Raw genomic sequence first — 14,325 nt, forward strand, 5'->3', positions numbered from 1 at the left:
TGATCGGATTGCCACTGGACTAGCCAATGAGACCTGAGGCTGACCGCCGGAGTACATGTTCTAAAGCGACGTTTGCTAGGCAGTCGAGCTCGAGATCTTCATCAGCACAATGCCTGAAACGATCAACGCCGCCGCAATCAGTCGCGTCGGTGACGCGGACTCTCCCAGGACCAAGACACCCACCGTGAAAGCGCCAATAGCGCCAATCCCAGTCCAAACAGTATAGGCGGTGCTGAGCGGGAGCGACCGCATCGCGACGGCGAGCAAAGCAAAGCTTGCGATCATGGTTCCAATGGTGATTGCACTGGGTATCAGCAACGTGAACCCCATGGATTTCTTCATGGAAAAAGCCCAAATGATTTCAAGCAGGCCAGCGAGAACAAGATAGATCCAAGCCAAAGGAGACCCCTTCATGTTAAGGTCGGGTCGTCCCGAAATGGATGCGTCAGGCACGGGTCGTCCCGCGCGCGATCAAAGGTACTAGTGAAGCAAGCGGTGGTCAATGTGCGGATTGAGACGACATTTTAGTGACCGACAGAGCGGGCCTTATGCCTGCCACTGTCAAAAGGCAGCTTGCCGTCCTCGTGAGGGCGACGCCCCCCCCGGTCATCGAGTAGAAAAGGAGCGTGAGGCGTAGGCTAGCGCATCGCGCTTGATGCTATGGTCGGGTGTGGCCAACCTTCAGTGCGACGAAGGTCGCAGCCCCGTGAAATGCGCCGGAGAGGGACACCACGACAAGGAACGCTGTGAGCAACCCGCCTGCCGGTCCCACTGCGACCAAAGCGTCGAGGATGGCATCCCGCCACCACCAGATTGCCAGCGCCGATACCGCACCGGATGCGATCAGGATCGCGCTCGACCGTGCAGATGGGCCTGTGAGGAAACCTCGGGTGCGGCCTGTCTGGAACAAGAGCGCCGCGTAGAGCGCGATCCCAGCCGATGTTGCGACGGCAAGCCCGGCAGCGCCCAGCCACGGGGTGAGCGCGATCTTGAGTGCGATATTGACCACAGTTGCTGCAACAAGCAGCCGCAGTGGTGTTCTTGTATCCCCGCGCCCATGGAACCCAGCGACGAGCGAGCGCAGCGCGAGCGCGGGCACCAGACCAAGAGCATAAGCCGCAAGGATGGCCGCTGACGCCTCGGCTGCGGCCAGATCAAACGCGCCCCGGACGAACAGAATGCGCAAAGCCCAATCGCCCAGTGTCGCCATCATCACCGCGACGGGCACGCCCACGGCCAAGCAGATTAGCAGCGCCCGGTCGAGCACGGCGCGCATGCCCATCTCGTCTCCTAGGCCCGCGCGACGCCCGATATCGGGCAGGATGACGGTGCCGAGTGCAACACCGATCAGGCCGATGGGCAGCTGGTAGAGCCGGTCGGCATAGTAAAGATGCGAGAGCGATCCGCTAGGCAGGAAGGTGGCGATGATCGTGTCGGCAAAAATCGCCACCTGCAGCGCGCCCGAGGTGAGGATCGCGGGCCCAAGGCGGCGAAACACCAGCCGGGTATCGGGCGACAGGCCCAGCCGGGGGCGCGGCAGGGGCAGGCCCGCGCGCCCTGCGGCACCGGCCAATAGGATAACCTGCGCCACGCCCGACACCATGACGCCCCAGGCGGCGGCATGGGCGGTGCTTGGAAAGTGTTGGGCCATAAGCAATGCGCCGATCATGCACAGGTTGAGAAGGATCGGCGCTGCCGCTGGCGCGGCAAAGTGATCGCGCCCATTCAAGAGGGCCGCGAGGAAGGCGACCAGTGACATGCAGAGCAGGTAAGGAAAGGTGATCCGCGTGAGCGTGACGACCAGCGGCCAAGTCTCGTCGGCGGGTGACAGGCCGGGTGCCAGCACCGCCAGCATCCAGCCGGTCGCCCCAAGCGCCAACGACAACAGCACAAGATTGGCGAGCGTGAGCCAACCCAAAATCTCCGCGCCAAGGCGCGCGCTGTCGCGACCGCTTGCATCGGCTGCGGCCCATGTCGGCAGGAAGGCGGCGTTGAACGCACCTTCGGCCAGAAGGGCGCGAAAATGGTTTGGCAGACGAAAGGCCAGCATAAAGGCATCTGCCACCGGCCCTGCACCCAGCGTTGCGGCCAAAACCACGTCGCGCAGGAAGCCAAGAAGACGGCTGACCAATGTCAGACCCGAGACGGTGCCAAGCTTGCGCAGCATGGGGTAGGGCGATCCTCTGGAGCCATCGCTTTTTCCCGGTGATCTCGGGGAGTTTCGGCAGATTGCAATTGAAAACACGAGTTACTTTATCGTTTATTGTTGGAAAATGCCATCGCCTTCGAGAGTATCGCCCATGAGTCTCGACCAGATCTTTGTTCTTGCGCTTGTCGCCGTGGTTTTCCTGAGCTTTGTCAAGGAGGTATACCCGCCCGAGGTCACCGCTTTGGCGGCGTCGGCGGCATTGCTGGCCACGGGAATCATCGAAACACGAGACTTTCTGACGGTGTTCAGCTCGTCAGCGCCGATCACCATTGCGATGATGTTCATCATTTCCGCAGCGCTTGAACGCACTGGCGTGCTGACCATCGTGGGTGACCTGCTGAAACAACAGGCGCGGGGATCGTTCCTGCGGGCGATGCTCTTGATGATGGTGGGCACCATGGGGGCCTCGGCCTTTATGAACAACACGCCTGTCGTGATCTTGCTGACGCCGATCATGATCTCGGTCGCGGCCTCGGTGGGCGTGGCCCCCTCGCGTATGCTGATCCCCTTGTCCTTTGCGGCGATCTTTGGTGGCACGCTGACGCTGGTGGGAACCTCGACCAACATACTTATGAGCGGCGTCGCGCAGGAGGCGGGCCAGCCCTCGATCACGATGTTCGAGATGACGCTGCCCGGTCTGATATTCGCCGGTGTGGGCATGGCCTATATGATCTTTGCCGGCCGCTTTCTGCTGCCCGACCGTGCGTCGCTTTCTGGGTTGCTGGGGCAAGAGGGCAAGCGCCGCTTTCTGGCCCGACTGTTGATCCCCAACGGATCGAAATACGTGGGGCGGCGGCTGTCTGATTTGCCCTTCAACACCGCCGAGACGCGCATCCTCGATGTCGTTCGCGGAGAAGTTTCGATGCGCCGCACGATGCACGACCTCGTGCTCGAGGTTGGTGACCGGCTGGTCCTCAAAACCGGAACGGGTGAGATTCTCGGGCTTAAGGAAGACGGACAGATCGCGTTTCGGGACCGGGACGACCACGATGTGGAACCCGTCACCGCCGACCAAACCATCACGATGGAGGCCAGCGTTGGCCCGAACTCGCACCTGCGCGGGCGGCCGATCAAGGATTTGAAGCTGCGCCGCAAATACGGCGTCTACCTGATGGCCGTGCATCGGCAGGAACAGAAAATTAGCGAGGAATTGCAGGATCTGCGCCTGCAATTCGCTGACACGCTGCTGCTGGAAGGTCCCCCCGAGGGGCTTCAACGGATGATGGAGGATGGCGGCATCGTCAACCTGTCAACCCCGACCGAACGCCCGCAGCGACGCTCCAAGGCGCCCATTGCCATTGCGACGATCCTTGCCGTGATGGGGCTTGCGGCCTTCGACGTCATGCCCATCGCCGGTCTCGCAGTGATCGGGGCGGTGGTGGTGATGATGACCCGCTGCGTCGATCCCGAGGAAGCCTTTGAAGCCATCGACTGGCGTATCCTGTTCCTGATTTTCGGGATGCTTGGCCTGTCGATGGGGATGGAGGAAACCGGCACCGCGCGTGTGATCGTCGAGGCGGTGGTGGGTGCCGTGGGCGGGATTGGCCCGCTCGCCATCCTCGCCGCCGTCTATGTCTTGACCAGCGCGCTGACCGAGATGGTCTCGAACAACGCGGTCGCTGTGCTGATTGGCCCGATCGTCATTGCCTTGGCCATCGAGTTGGGCTTTGACCCGCGCCCCTTCATCATGGCGGTGATGTTCGCCGCCTCGGCCAGCTTCGCGACACCTATCGGCTACCAGACCAACACCTTTGTTTATGGTGCCGGGGGCTATAAATTTACCGACTTCATCAAGGTGGGCCTGCCGCTCAACATCATTTTCGCCGTGGTCGCGGTGCTGATCATCCCGATCTTCTTTCCGTTTTAAGCGTCAGGCGGCCGTGAAATCACGCGCGAAGTCAGTGGCGGGTTTGCCGACCTGCTCGATACGGCACATTGCGATAGAGCGCGCCGACGAACTCTGCTGGATCAAGCCCGCTCTGCTCGGCATAGGCCCAAGCGGCAAGAACAGTCCAGCGCGCGCCACCGGAGGTCTTGAGGGGTTGGGGGGATGACCTATACGCCCTCGACGACAAGGTCGTTCCGGTCTTCGATGCCCTTAGGGTTCCCGTCGCGCACAAGAAAGAGGATGGTGGACGTCTAGGGCGAGGAATTCTGCGGCAAGCGCGAGTGCCGGCCCGCCGGGAAGAGGCCCGTGCGCTCGGAAATCGCATCAATGTCAGCCGAAAGCGCCACTGTGACCACTGTCGCCTTGAGCCCGTCGATCACGGCGCGTGCTTGGGCGTCTGCGCCACCAGCGCTGCCTGACACCTAAATACGACAGAGTTAATCGTGAGTTGCAAAGGAAGACTCACGCTCTTTTTGTCGTGATTATAGAAGATCATTCTCCTGTGCCGAGTTAGGAAAGCCCAAAGCTTTCCAAGGGCCGTGCATCCCTCTGAAGATCAGCGACAGTGAGCGATTCGATCATCAGGATGTAGGTGGCGTAAAACCCACCGAAGACGGCGCGCACCCGGCAGGTCTGTTCATCCGTGCAATCTTCGCAGCGCTGGTAAGCTTTGCGCGACAGGCAGGGCAGGGGGGCCATTGGCCCATCAATCAGACGCAGAACCTCGGCAAGCGATACCCGCCTCGGCTCTTTGATCATCTCGTATCCGCCATTGCGACCTCGGCGACTGCCGATCAGACCGGCGCGCTTGAGATCCAGCAAGATATGCTCGAGAAAGCGCTTGGGCGCACCCGAGCGAGCCGCGATATCTTCGATGCGCAGGGCTGCGCCTTCACCAGCCTTTTCGTCGGCAAGCACCATGAGTGCCTTGAGCGCATATTTGGTCTTATGAGTGATCATCGGCTGAATATGGCTCTCAAAACGGCGACTAACAAGGTCAAGATTATCAAGTTTAAAGTACAAGCGAGCGTGAACATAAAACACGATAAGGAGGATCGACATTGAGAAAAATTGTGGCCTGCTCGCACCGACTCATTTGCTGCGGCCATCTTGGAACAAAAGCAGGCGCGATGACATTCGACCGGATAGGCCTGAAAATCCTCGACATTTTGCAGCGGGATGCGACCGTGCCAGTCGCCCGTATCGCCGAGCAGATCGGGCTGTCACAATCGCATTGTTGGAAACGCATTGAGAAGCATGAGGGGGCTGGCGTGATCCGCGACGCAGGTGGGTTACGGGTCGATGGATCGATGCGCGAACGCCTTTGCCAACCAGATAAGCGCCCCAACGACAACGCCCCAGAACGCCCCGCTGATGCCAAAAAGCGTCATGCCGCTCGCTGCTATCAAAAACGTCAGCGCGGGGGCTTCCAATTGGGTGCGGTCACTGAATGCCGCTGACATCGACCCAACCAAAGCGGGAACAAGCGCAAGCCCAGCCACCGCCGTGATAAGGGCGAGCGGCGCAAGGCTGGCCAATGACGTTACAAGCGCTGCCGCAAATGCCAGCACGACATAGACGACGCCCGATGTGATCGCGGCCCAATAGCGCTTTGCCGGATCTCGGCCAGCATCCTCACCAGCCATCATCGCAGCGGTGATCGCCGACATATTGACGGGAATTGACCCGAACGGGGCAAACGCGAGGCTGACGATGCCGGTTCTCCGGATCAGGGGTTGGCGTTCCACCCGATAGCCGTTCAGTTCCAAGACCGCAAAGCCGGGGATGTTTTGCCCTGCCATCGTTACCAGATAAAGGGGCAGAGCGATGGAAAAGAACGATTGCACCGTGAAAATAGGGATGGTCGGTGTAAAGGCAGGAAGCCATGTTGTGTCGGCCTGCAGAGCGTCTGTTGAACTCTCGACGCTGAAGTAAAGAACGGCAAGAAACGCAAGCACAGCAAACGGCATTGCGGCCAGCCTGTTCCATGTCAAACCCACCAGCCACGCCACGAGAACAGGCAGAACCAAAAGAGGAATGCTCCCAAGTGCAATCGCGGGGGCAAAACACAGTTTGAGCAGGACGCCCGCCAGCAATCCGTTGGCAATGGGTTTCGGGATGGCGGCGACGACCCGGCCAAGGGTTGGAATGAACCCGGTCAACAGAATCAACCCGGCTGCAAAAATCATCGCGCCGACAGCCTCACCAAAACCGCCGGGCAAGGCGACCGTTGCGGCAAGAAACGCAGCTCCGGGCGTGGACCAGGCCACCGCAGCGGGAATTCGCGTCACGACAGGCAGCCAGATGCTGCAAATACCCATCCCAACGGTCGCAAAAAATAGCCCTGTGGTCGCCTGCGCCGCCGTGGCCCCCATCGCCGTCAATCCGGCCAACACGATGGCGAATGAGGCCGAGTATCCAACGAAAGCTGCAAGGACCCCCATTGAAAAGGCTGATACTGAAAGATCGCGAAACATGGACTGGAACCACCTTAGTTCGGGTTTTCAACACCATTATCGAACGCGGCAGTTTCTACCAGTGCGGTCATGCAAAAACGCAGGCGCGTCGGCAGCTTTGTTTGCAGGGCGTTCTATCCTTCGGGCATGCTGCACCCGACTTTTAGGGCTGGTCGCGTCAGCGTCGTTTGCCTTGGGGTTTCGTGATCTTGTTGCCACGGGGGCCGGACTGGACGGGGGTATTGGTTAGGTTTTCCTGCGTCAGCTTGCGCCATCGGGCAAGGCGTGCCGGATCGAGTGTACCGTCGGCCGCCGCGCTTTGAACGGCGCAACCGGGTTCGTGATCATGGGTGCAATCCCGAAAACGACACCGAGCGGCAAGCTCGACAATTTCCGCGAACAGCGTGTTGAGCCCGGCCGCAGCATCGCGAACATGCAGCGTTCGCATTCCGGGCGTATCAATCACCCAGCCGCCACCGGCAATTGCATGAAGTGACCGCGACGTGGTTGTGTGACGCCCTTTGGCGTCGGCCTCGCGAATGGGGCCTGTCGGCTGTGCGTCCTCGGATGATTTGTTTGACAATGTATTGAGCAAGGTCGATTTGCCCACCCCAGAAGATCCGACAAGCGCAACGGTCTGTCCGGGGCCGCACCAAGGTGCCAAGGTCAGGGCGGCCTCTGGCCCGGTCGCGTTCAACAGGACCACCTCCAACCCTTGTTGAAGGGTTTTGGCTTGCTGCAGGTAAGGGGCGGCATCTGCCGTCTGATCGATCTTCGTCAAGACAATCACCGGGGTCGCCCCAGCCTCATTCGCAAGCGCGAGATAGCGCTCCAGGCGCGCCAGATTGAAATCATCGTTGCAGGAGGTGACGATCAGCAACGTGTCGACATTCGCAGCAATCAGTTGTGTGGGCCGGCCGCCTTCGGTTTTCCGCTGTAACAGCATCCGCCTATCCAGCCGCCGCATCAGCAAGCGGGTCTCGGGGCTCACCAAAACCCAGTCGCCGACGGCAAAATCCGTCGTAAGCGACTGCGCGGAAAGCTCCAGCCGCACCGGGCCGCGTTCGGAGATTGCTGTGACCCGATCCCGGTGAACAGTCGCAATACGCATGGGGGCAAGCTCTGCCTCGCCATCCTCTACCTGCTCGGAAAAGAACGTAAACCAGCCGAGCGCGGCCAATGAAATTGAGGGCTGATCTGATGAAATGCTCACATCCGCATGAATGGCGGCGGAATGGCGTTGTTGCAAGCATATCCTTCGGTTAAGCGCAGATATGACACTGCGAAACATCCGGTCGAACGCAGCTGTCGGCCAGCACAGGCAACCGTTCAGATGGTTGCCTTTGGCGCGGCGTTGGACAAGGGTGCACGATCGACGCAAAGGGAGTTTGCGACATGATGATCTACGGCTTGCAGACTTGCGCACTCTGTCAGAAGGCCCGCAAAGCATTGGAGGCGGAAGGGCTGGATGTTTCTTTTCGTGATATCCGAGCCGAACCATTGAGCGAGGCGGAATTAGCGGCGCTGATCGTAGAGTTCGGGGATCGGCTCGTGGATCGCAAATCGAATGATTACCGCGCGCTTAGTGATTGGTTGAAGAATTCAGAGGCCGAGGCGCAGATCGCAGCGCAGCCCAAGGTCATGGCGCGCCCGGTAATTCAGGACGGGGACACGTTTTACTTGGGTTGGGACGAGACCGTTCAGAACGCGGTGCTTGAAGGCCGCTGATTTCTCAACCTGAGCTACGAAAGCGACTGACCAGACCGAAGCGCCACGCTGAACTGAAGCCCGTTCGTGCCTAGCATCGGGTCAAGACCGATTGACTGGCACCCAGGCCAAGAGGGGTCAGCGGAACGCTCTGACTATCAAATGTCGCCGACCACCGCGCAGAGATGATAGCCGCTCGCGCATGTCACCTTGGCAAATGAAATCCAACACCTTTTGCCCTGCGCAACGCTTACCTCGCCAATAGCGGAGCGATTTGCCCTGCAATACGCGCCGATCCTTTCTGTGACGGATGAAGGCGATCCGCGGCAAAAAGTGAAAGGTCATCAGGAAGAAACACGTCATCCAAGTTTACCAGCGTCACGCCCGCGTCAGCATGCGCCATTCGGCCCAGTCTTTCCTCTAGAACCTGATAGGGCGCTTCACATGCGGTGCCTGCATAGCGTGGCGCAGTATAGTAATCTGCCCAGATCACCTGTGATCCCCGCGCCCGCAAGTTGGCCACGAGGTCTGGGATGGCACCCCGTTCGCCATCGTCGGAGATCAGCCGATCCAGCACAGCCCCGCAGCTTGAGCAGGTGCAGCCCGTGCTCAGATCGTTGGCACCGCCGTTCAGCACCACCCATTCGGCCCTCAATCCTTCAAGCTGGGTTGGAATATTCCAGGCACTCCACCCACCCGCGACCTGTGCCAGTGAAAGTGACACATCGCCGACCGGCTCTCCGAGACGTGCTTGCAGACCATCTGCAACCGAGGCCCCGGCGGATCGATTCCACGCCATAACAGAATCCCCCGCCACAACGATGCGCGCGGTCTCTGGAATGCCGCGTCCACAGGCGGCAAGAAGGCTTAAGGCCACAACGATCACGTATTTCATGACAGGTGAAGTAAGCCACGCAGGACCATGCTCAAGGCAGGTCGACCGCATCGGGTGAATTCTAGGGTGATCAGCACGGCTTGTCCCGCCGCTTTAGGGTCACAGCCCGCCTCAATTCCCATCGCGCAACATTGCGGTCTGGGGCCTGAGGTGCCGGATGCGCCCCTTGGTGGCAAGGGCGACAAAGGCGCGTTTGGGGCTGCCTTTTCCTGCATCTTGTGAAGATGTTACGACTTGGAAACCAAATGTGACAATCGGGGCAACATGTTGCCGATTGTCTCTGTCGGCATTTTTGGCCGGGTTCTTGGCTCAGCCGTCCTCATGTAGCGCATAGGATTTCCATAACGCAACCCGCGAAGTCACTGAGGGGCGATGCGCGGCACCTGATTGGTCAAGTCGCCCCAGGTTGGCGATCCAAATCTAACGGGCCGCTGCGGATTGACCGGACTATTCTGGCGCATCTTCGTGTGGCGCGCTGCTGAATTCCCCGAGTTTAAGAAAGAATTCTATATATAAGTATTTAAACGATAAAATATGAATGTCATTCAAGGTTGCCTGCCCAAAATTCATCAAGCGCTCACGCGCGCGAGGTTAGAGGGCGACCTATCAAAAGCTGATGATCTGCATCGGCTTGCCGGGTGGAGACGTAACAATAGGGGCTCTGTTCTAACGCCGCTCTGCACCATGCCGCAACCCGGGCGTTTGATTTGGGTAAAGGGGGCGGGAACGGGCTACGCTCTGGCATTGCAGACTGTGCCAAGTGGTGTCTCGGGGGGTGCCTTGGCCGCGGGCCAAGTCCTTGACCTGAAACGCCAGCTTGTGCCATCAGACCCTCAAATGCCATATACTTGGTATGACAGAGGGCAAACCGACCAGAGTCGGAAGCGAAACAAGGAAAATTGGGATGCAGGCGACAGGCAGTTCGCACAGTCTCGCGTTGCGGCGCGGCGACTTCACGACGTTGATCGAGGCGCTCGACTATGCCGCCAAGGGCGACACGGGTGTCAATTTCTACAACGCGCGCGGCGAGCTTTATGCAACCTCCACCTATGCCGATTTGCAGGTCGAGGTTGTCGCTCTCGCGCGGCGTCTTTTGGGTCTGGGCCTTGAGCCGGGCGCGCGGGTGGGCCTTGTGGCCGAAACCTCGCCGCATTTCGTGCGCTTCTTCTGGGCCTGTCAATATGCCGGGCTGGTGCCCGTGCCACTGCCGGCCACGATGCATATCGGGGGCCATGCAGGCTATGTCGCGCAACTGCGCGGCTTGATCGAGAATTGCGGCGCAGCGGTGGCCATGGCCCCTGTTGAATGGATGAGCTTTCTGGAAGAGGCGACAACGGGCCTGACACTGAGCTTTGTCGGCACGCCCGAGGATTTTGATCGTCTGACGCCCTCGACCGCGACATTGCCAACAGTGGCCCCGGACAGCATCGCCTATCTCCAGTATACCTCTGGAAGCACGCGGTTTCCGCGCGGCGTGGTCATCGACCACACCACGGTGCTGGCCAATATCAACGATATGGCGAGCCATGGCCTCAAGATGACCGAGCAGGACCGCTTTGGATCTTGGTTGCCGTTCTATCATGATATGGGCCTAGTTGCCTTTATCATGATGCCGATGGCGACCCAACGCTCGGTCGATTTCCTTGGCACGCAGGATTTTGCGATGCGGCCGCGCAAATGGCTGGAAATGATGTCCGGCAACCGCACCACGATCACTTCTGGCCCGCCCTTTGGCTATGACCTTGCCGCGATGCGGGTGCGCCCAAGCGATGCCGAGCAATGGGATCTGAGCGCGCTGCGCGTCGCTTGCGTGGGTGCAGAGATGATCAATCCCGAACCGCTGAAGCGCTTTGCCGAGGCGCTGGCCCCCTCGGGGTTCAAATCCACCGCATTCTTGCCCTGCTATGGCATGGCCGAATGTTCGCTGGGCATCAGCTTTGCCGGGCTCGATGAAGAGTTGCAGATTGACTATGTCGATGCCGAACAGATGCAAGAAGACAGCATCGCCACGCCGCTCGACCCGGAAGAGGCGCAGAAATCCAAACGCCGCGTCGCGCGCTATGTGGATTGTGGCGCGTTGCTGCCCACGTTCGAGATTGCGATCCGCGATGAGCATGGCAACGATCTGCCCGAGCGTCAGGCTGGTGTGATCCACCTGCGTGGCCCCAGCGTGATGAGCCACTATTTTCAGGAAGAGGCGATCACCCGCGAATGCCTGAGCGAAGATGGCTGGCTTGATACCGGCGACATCGGCTACTTGGCCAATGGGCGGCTCTTTGTCACCGGACGGCGCAAGGATATGATCATCATCCACGGGCGCAACATCTGGCCCGAGGATCTGGAATATCTGGCCAAGACGCAACCGGGCGTCAACTATACCGATGCTGCCGCTTTCTCGGTGCCTTCGGATGTGGATCAACAGGAAACCGCCGTTCTGGTGGTGCAATGCCGCGAGCGCGACGAGATCAAGCGTGCGCGTCTGGTCAAGACCATCGCGTCGCTGGTGCGCTCGGAATTCGGGATTGATGTTGTGGTCGAACTGGTGCCGACCCGCACCTTGCCCCGCACGTCCTCGGGCAAGCTGGCGCGGGCGCGGGCGCGGCTTGATTATCTCGGGCGGCGTCAGGCGGCCAAGATGCAGCATCAGCCGGAACCGGCCAATAGCCTGCCCATGGACGAGGCGATGCCGCAGGTCCGTTACATCGCATGACCGGCCCGGTGGCCGTCACGGGTGCCTCCGGCTTTGTCGGGCGCGCCCTGATCGGACAATTGCTGGACGCCGAACGCCCTGTCCGGGTGCTTGTGCACCGTCAGGGGCTTGGGATCACGCATCCTTTGCTGGAAACCGTGACGGGCGGCCTGTCGGACAAGGCCGCACTTGCCAAGCTGATGGCGGGCGCACAGGCCGTCGTTCATGTGGCGGGGCAGGTGCGCGGACGCGATCTGGCGGATTTTCTGGGGGTCAACGCCGATGGTGTGACCCATGTTGCAGAGGCCGCGCAGGCATCTGGCGTACGCCGCGTGATCCTGATTTCCTCGCTCGCGGCACGTGCGCCGCATCTCTCGCCCTATGCCGCAAGCAAGCGCGCGGGCGAAGAGCGGCTGGCCAAGGTGGCCATTGGTGCGGGGTTCACATCGGCCATATTGCGCCCGCCTGCAATCTACGGCCCCGAGGACCGCGAACTTGTGCCGCTCTTTCAGACGATGGCGCGGGGCATTGTGCCGCTGCCGGGTGTGGCCGGTGCGCGGGCCTCGCTCTTGCATGTCGATGACCTTGCGCGCGCAATTGTCAAACTTCTGGACAGCGCGGCAGAGGCTACCTATGAACTCGACGACGGGCACGGGGCGGGCTACAGCTGGGACGAGATAGCGACCATTGTCGAAGAGGTTGCGGGGCGCGGGCGCGGCTGGCGCGTGAAACTTCCGGGCGGCCTGTTGCGAGCGGTGGCCACGGGCAATCTGTTGGCCTCGCGGCTTTTGGGGTACAGTCCGATGCTGACACCCGGCAAGGTCAACGAACTGCGCCACCCTGACTGGGTGTGCGACAACACCGAAATCAGCCGCGACACCGGATGGCTGCCGCTGATTTCTCTGGAGAACGGGCTATCCTCGATCTTGCGCGGGACGCCGTTGAAATCTGATAGGGGCATCACCAATGTCACATGACACCCAAGACCTTGAACAGGAAATCCTCGACGTGCTGTTCGAGCGCCTGTCGAAATTCCCGGTGAAATCCGGCGCATTGTCTGCGGACACCAGCCTTGTCGCCGATATGAACCTTGATTCCGTCAATATGATGGAATTGCTGATGGAGGTTGAGGACACCTTTGACGTCAGCTTTCCGCTCAACATGATGGCCAATGTCGATACGGTGCAGAACCTTGCCGATCAGATCAAACTGCTTGTGGAGAAAAAATCATGAGCATTTCAGACCGTTTTGCCGAACTGGCGCATCTGCGTGACGCTTTGGGTGCCGAAGAGGCCGACCCGACACGCATTGTGATGGAGCGCATCCTGTCCTCTACCGAGGCGATGATTGGCAACCGTCCGACAATCCTTGTCGGAACGAATAACTATCTCGGGCTGACCTTTGATCCAGCAGTGCTAGAGGCCGCAAGCGCCGCGCTGCATGAGCAGGGCAGCGGCACCACCGGCTCGCGCATGGCCAATGGCAGCTTTGCCTGCCATGCGGCACTCGAGCGTGCCTTTGCAGATTTTTACGGCGTGCCCTCGGCTATGGTGTTCTCGACCGGCTATCAGACCAATCTGGGCCTCTTGATGGGCATCCTGCGCCCCGGTGACAAGGTCGTGCTGGATAGCCATAGCCACGCCTGCATTTATGACGGGTGCCGCATCAGCGGGGCTGATTTCCTTGCCTTCCGCCACAATGATCCAGAGGATCTACGCAAGCGTTTGCGGCGTCTGGGGGACGAGGCCAAAGGCGCGCTGGTGATCGCCGAAGGGCTCTACAGCATGTTGGGCGATACGGCCCCGCTGGCGGAACTCTGCGCCATCGCCAAGGAATATGGCGCGTGGTTCATGGTCGATGAGGCGCATTCCTTTGGCGTCTACGGCGAACGCGGTTTGGGCCTCTGCGAAGAGGCGGGCATTCTCGATCAGGTGGATTTCATCACCGGCACCTTCTCCAAAAGCCTCGCCTCGCTGGGCGGCTTCTGCGTAAGCCGTCATCCCGAGTTGCAACTGCTGCGCTATGGCAGCCGGCCCTATATCTTTACCGCCTCGCCCAGCCCGGCCAGCATCGGTGCCGCCGCCGCAGCCCTAGAAGCAGTGCGCACGCGGCCCGAACTCAAGGCCAATCTTTGGGCCAATGCCACCCGTCTGCACGACGGGCTGAGTGCGGCAGGCTATGAATTGGCCGCGCCCGTTTCCCCGGTCATCGCAGTGCGGGTACCCTCCCGTGAAGAGGGCGCGCGGATCTGGAATGCGCTGATGGAGCATGGTGTCTATGTCAACCTCGTGCTGCCGCCCGCCGCGCCCGAAGGGGCAGCGCTTTTGCGGTGCAGCCTAAGTGCGGCCCATAGCTTTGACCAGATTGACGCCATCATCGCCGCATTCAAGACCGTGGCACCCGAGGCGGCCACCCGCGCCGCCCAGAGCACGGCGGCGCAGTAAATCGGTGGGCCGGGTCATGCCCGGCACGCCCAACCGT

Annotated in this window: 12 protein-coding genes and 2 pseudogenes; 7 read left to right on the top strand and 7 right to left on the bottom strand. The window is 60.4% G+C overall.

The genetic code is table 11. From position 1 onward, the window contains the following. Positions 1 to 75: 75 nt before the first annotated feature. A complete protein-coding gene (locus tag ROSMUCSMR3_RS00460) occupies positions 76 to 399 on the bottom strand; it encodes a DMT family transporter (protein ID WP_008280854.1) in 324 nt (107 codons plus the stop codon). A 259-nt stretch (positions 400 to 658) separates the two neighbouring features. After that, positions 659 to 2,167 (bottom strand): murein biosynthesis integral membrane protein MurJ, encoded by a 1,509-nt coding sequence (gene murJ / locus ROSMUCSMR3_RS00465; RefSeq protein ID WP_081506103.1) that lies wholly within the window; start codon positions 2,165 to 2,167, stop codon positions 659 to 661. A gap of 133 nt (positions 2,168 to 2,300) precedes the next feature. Between murJ and ROSMUCSMR3_RS00470 the strand changes: the two genes are divergently transcribed. Beyond that, positions 2,301 to 4,076, top strand: coding sequence for an SLC13 family permease (locus ROSMUCSMR3_RS00470; protein WP_081506104.1), 1,776 nt, complete (start codon positions 2,301 to 2,303; stop codon positions 4,074 to 4,076). Positions 4,077 to 4,137: 61 nt separating this feature from the next. Here the strand turns inward: ROSMUCSMR3_RS00470 and ROSMUCSMR3_RS21595 are convergent. Continuing rightward, positions 4,138 to 4,519 (bottom strand): annotated as a pseudogene (locus ROSMUCSMR3_RS21595) (substrate-binding domain-containing protein); the annotation flags it as partial. Positions 4,520 to 4,607: 88 nt separating this feature from the next. Further along, positions 4,608 to 5,057, bottom strand: a complete 450-nt coding sequence (locus ROSMUCSMR3_RS00480; RefSeq protein WP_081508503.1) for an RrF2 family transcriptional regulator — start codon at positions 5,055 to 5,057, stop codon at positions 4,608 to 4,610. 170 nt (positions 5,058 to 5,227) lie between these two features. Between ROSMUCSMR3_RS00480 and ROSMUCSMR3_RS21600 the strand changes: the two are divergent. Next, positions 5,228 to 5,317: pseudogene (locus tag ROSMUCSMR3_RS21600) on the top strand (AsnC family transcriptional regulator); the annotation flags it as partial. A gap of 72 nt (positions 5,318 to 5,389) precedes the next feature. Here the strand turns inward: ROSMUCSMR3_RS21600 and ROSMUCSMR3_RS00490 are convergent. Together ROSMUCSMR3_RS00490 and rsgA are read right to left on the bottom strand one after the other, a co-directional pair. After that, positions 5,390 to 6,574, bottom strand: coding sequence for a benzoate/H(+) symporter BenE family transporter (locus ROSMUCSMR3_RS00490; protein ID WP_081506105.1), 1,185 nt, complete (start codon positions 6,572 to 6,574; stop codon positions 5,390 to 5,392). Between the two features lie 157 nt (positions 6,575 to 6,731). Continuing rightward, positions 6,732 to 7,766 (bottom strand): ribosome small subunit-dependent GTPase A, encoded by a 1,035-nt coding sequence (rsgA, locus tag ROSMUCSMR3_RS00495; RefSeq protein ID WP_081508504.1) that lies wholly within the window; start codon positions 7,764 to 7,766, stop codon positions 6,732 to 6,734. Positions 7,767 to 7,948: 182 nt separating this feature from the next. On the opposite strand from rsgA, the gene ROSMUCSMR3_RS00500 reads away from it, so the two are divergent. After that, positions 7,949 to 8,281, top strand: coding sequence for an arsenate reductase family protein (locus tag ROSMUCSMR3_RS00500; protein ID WP_081506106.1), 333 nt, complete (start codon positions 7,949 to 7,951; stop codon positions 8,279 to 8,281). A 229-nt stretch (positions 8,282 to 8,510) separates the two neighbouring features. Here the strand turns inward: ROSMUCSMR3_RS00500 and ROSMUCSMR3_RS00505 are convergent, their stop codons facing one another. Then, complete coding sequence (locus ROSMUCSMR3_RS00505) at positions 8,511 to 9,155, bottom strand: SGNH/GDSL hydrolase family protein (protein WP_081506107.1); 645 nt, start codon at positions 9,153 to 9,155, stop codon at positions 8,511 to 8,513. Between the two features lie 904 nt (positions 9,156 to 10,059). Here ROSMUCSMR3_RS00505 and ROSMUCSMR3_RS00510 point away from each other — a divergent pair. The 4 genes from ROSMUCSMR3_RS00510 to spt are packed head-to-tail and all read left to right on the top strand — an operon-like array spanning position 10,060 to position 14,288. Further along, positions 10,060 to 11,865: a fatty acyl-AMP ligase gene (locus ROSMUCSMR3_RS00510; protein WP_081506108.1), complete on the top strand. Its 1,806-nt coding sequence runs from the start codon at positions 10,060 to 10,062 to the stop codon at positions 11,863 to 11,865. Beyond that, the gene (locus tag ROSMUCSMR3_RS00515; protein ID WP_081506109.1) at positions 11,862 to 12,821 is read left to right on the top strand and encodes an NAD-dependent epimerase/dehydratase family protein; all 960 of its coding nucleotides are present in this window, start codon (positions 11,862 to 11,864) and stop codon (positions 12,819 to 12,821) included. The genes ROSMUCSMR3_RS00510 and ROSMUCSMR3_RS00515 overlap by 4 nt, the downstream gene beginning before the upstream one ends. Next, the gene (locus ROSMUCSMR3_RS00520; RefSeq protein ID WP_008280864.1) at positions 12,811 to 13,077 is read left to right on the top strand and encodes an acyl carrier protein; all 267 of its coding nucleotides are present in this window, start codon (positions 12,811 to 12,813) and stop codon (positions 13,075 to 13,077) included. The genes ROSMUCSMR3_RS00515 and ROSMUCSMR3_RS00520 overlap by 11 nt, the downstream gene beginning before the upstream one ends. Then, the gene (gene spt, locus ROSMUCSMR3_RS00525; RefSeq protein WP_081506110.1) at positions 13,074 to 14,288 is read left to right on the top strand and encodes a serine palmitoyltransferase; all 1,215 of its coding nucleotides are present in this window, start codon (positions 13,074 to 13,076) and stop codon (positions 14,286 to 14,288) included. The genes ROSMUCSMR3_RS00520 and spt overlap by 4 nt, the downstream gene beginning before the upstream one ends. The last annotated feature ends 37 nt before the right edge of the window (positions 14,289 to 14,325 follow it).

The sequence above is a fragment of the Roseovarius mucosus genome (assembly GCF_002080415.1).
In the GTDB taxonomy this organism is placed as follows: Bacteria; Pseudomonadota; Alphaproteobacteria; order Rhodobacterales; family Rhodobacteraceae; genus Roseovarius; species Roseovarius mucosus_A.

Bases quoted from the DNA above. Each gene is read 5' to 3' on its own strand.
- murJ (WP_081506103.1), bottom strand. From the start codon at position 2,167: ATGCTGCGCAAGCTTGGCACCGTCTCGGGTCTGACATTGGTCAGCCGT.
- ROSMUCSMR3_RS00470 (WP_081506104.1), top strand. From the start codon at position 2,301: ATGAGTCTCGACCAGATCTTTGTTCTTGCGCTTGTCGCCGTGGTTTTC.
- ROSMUCSMR3_RS00480 (WP_081508503.1), bottom strand. From the start codon at position 5,057: ATGATCACTCATAAGACCAAATATGCGCTCAAGGCACTCATGGTGCTT.
- ROSMUCSMR3_RS00490 (WP_081506105.1), bottom strand. From the start codon at position 6,574: ATGTTTCGCGATCTTTCAGTATCAGCCTTTTCAATGGGGGTCCTTGCA.
- ROSMUCSMR3_RS00500 (WP_081506106.1), top strand. From the start codon at position 7,949: ATGATGATCTACGGCTTGCAGACTTGCGCACTCTGTCAGAAGGCCCGC.
- ROSMUCSMR3_RS00505 (WP_081506107.1), bottom strand. From the start codon at position 9,155: ATGAAATACGTGATCGTTGTGGCCTTAAGCCTTCTTGCCGCCTGTGGA.
- ROSMUCSMR3_RS00510 (WP_081506108.1), top strand. From the start codon at position 10,060: ATGCAGGCGACAGGCAGTTCGCACAGTCTCGCGTTGCGGCGCGGCGAC.
- ROSMUCSMR3_RS00515 (WP_081506109.1), top strand. From the start codon at position 11,862: ATGACCGGCCCGGTGGCCGTCACGGGTGCCTCCGGCTTTGTCGGGCGC.
- ROSMUCSMR3_RS00520 (WP_008280864.1), top strand. From the start codon at position 12,811: ATGTCACATGACACCCAAGACCTTGAACAGGAAATCCTCGACGTGCTG.
- spt (WP_081506110.1), top strand. From the start codon at position 13,074: ATGAGCATTTCAGACCGTTTTGCCGAACTGGCGCATCTGCGTGACGCT.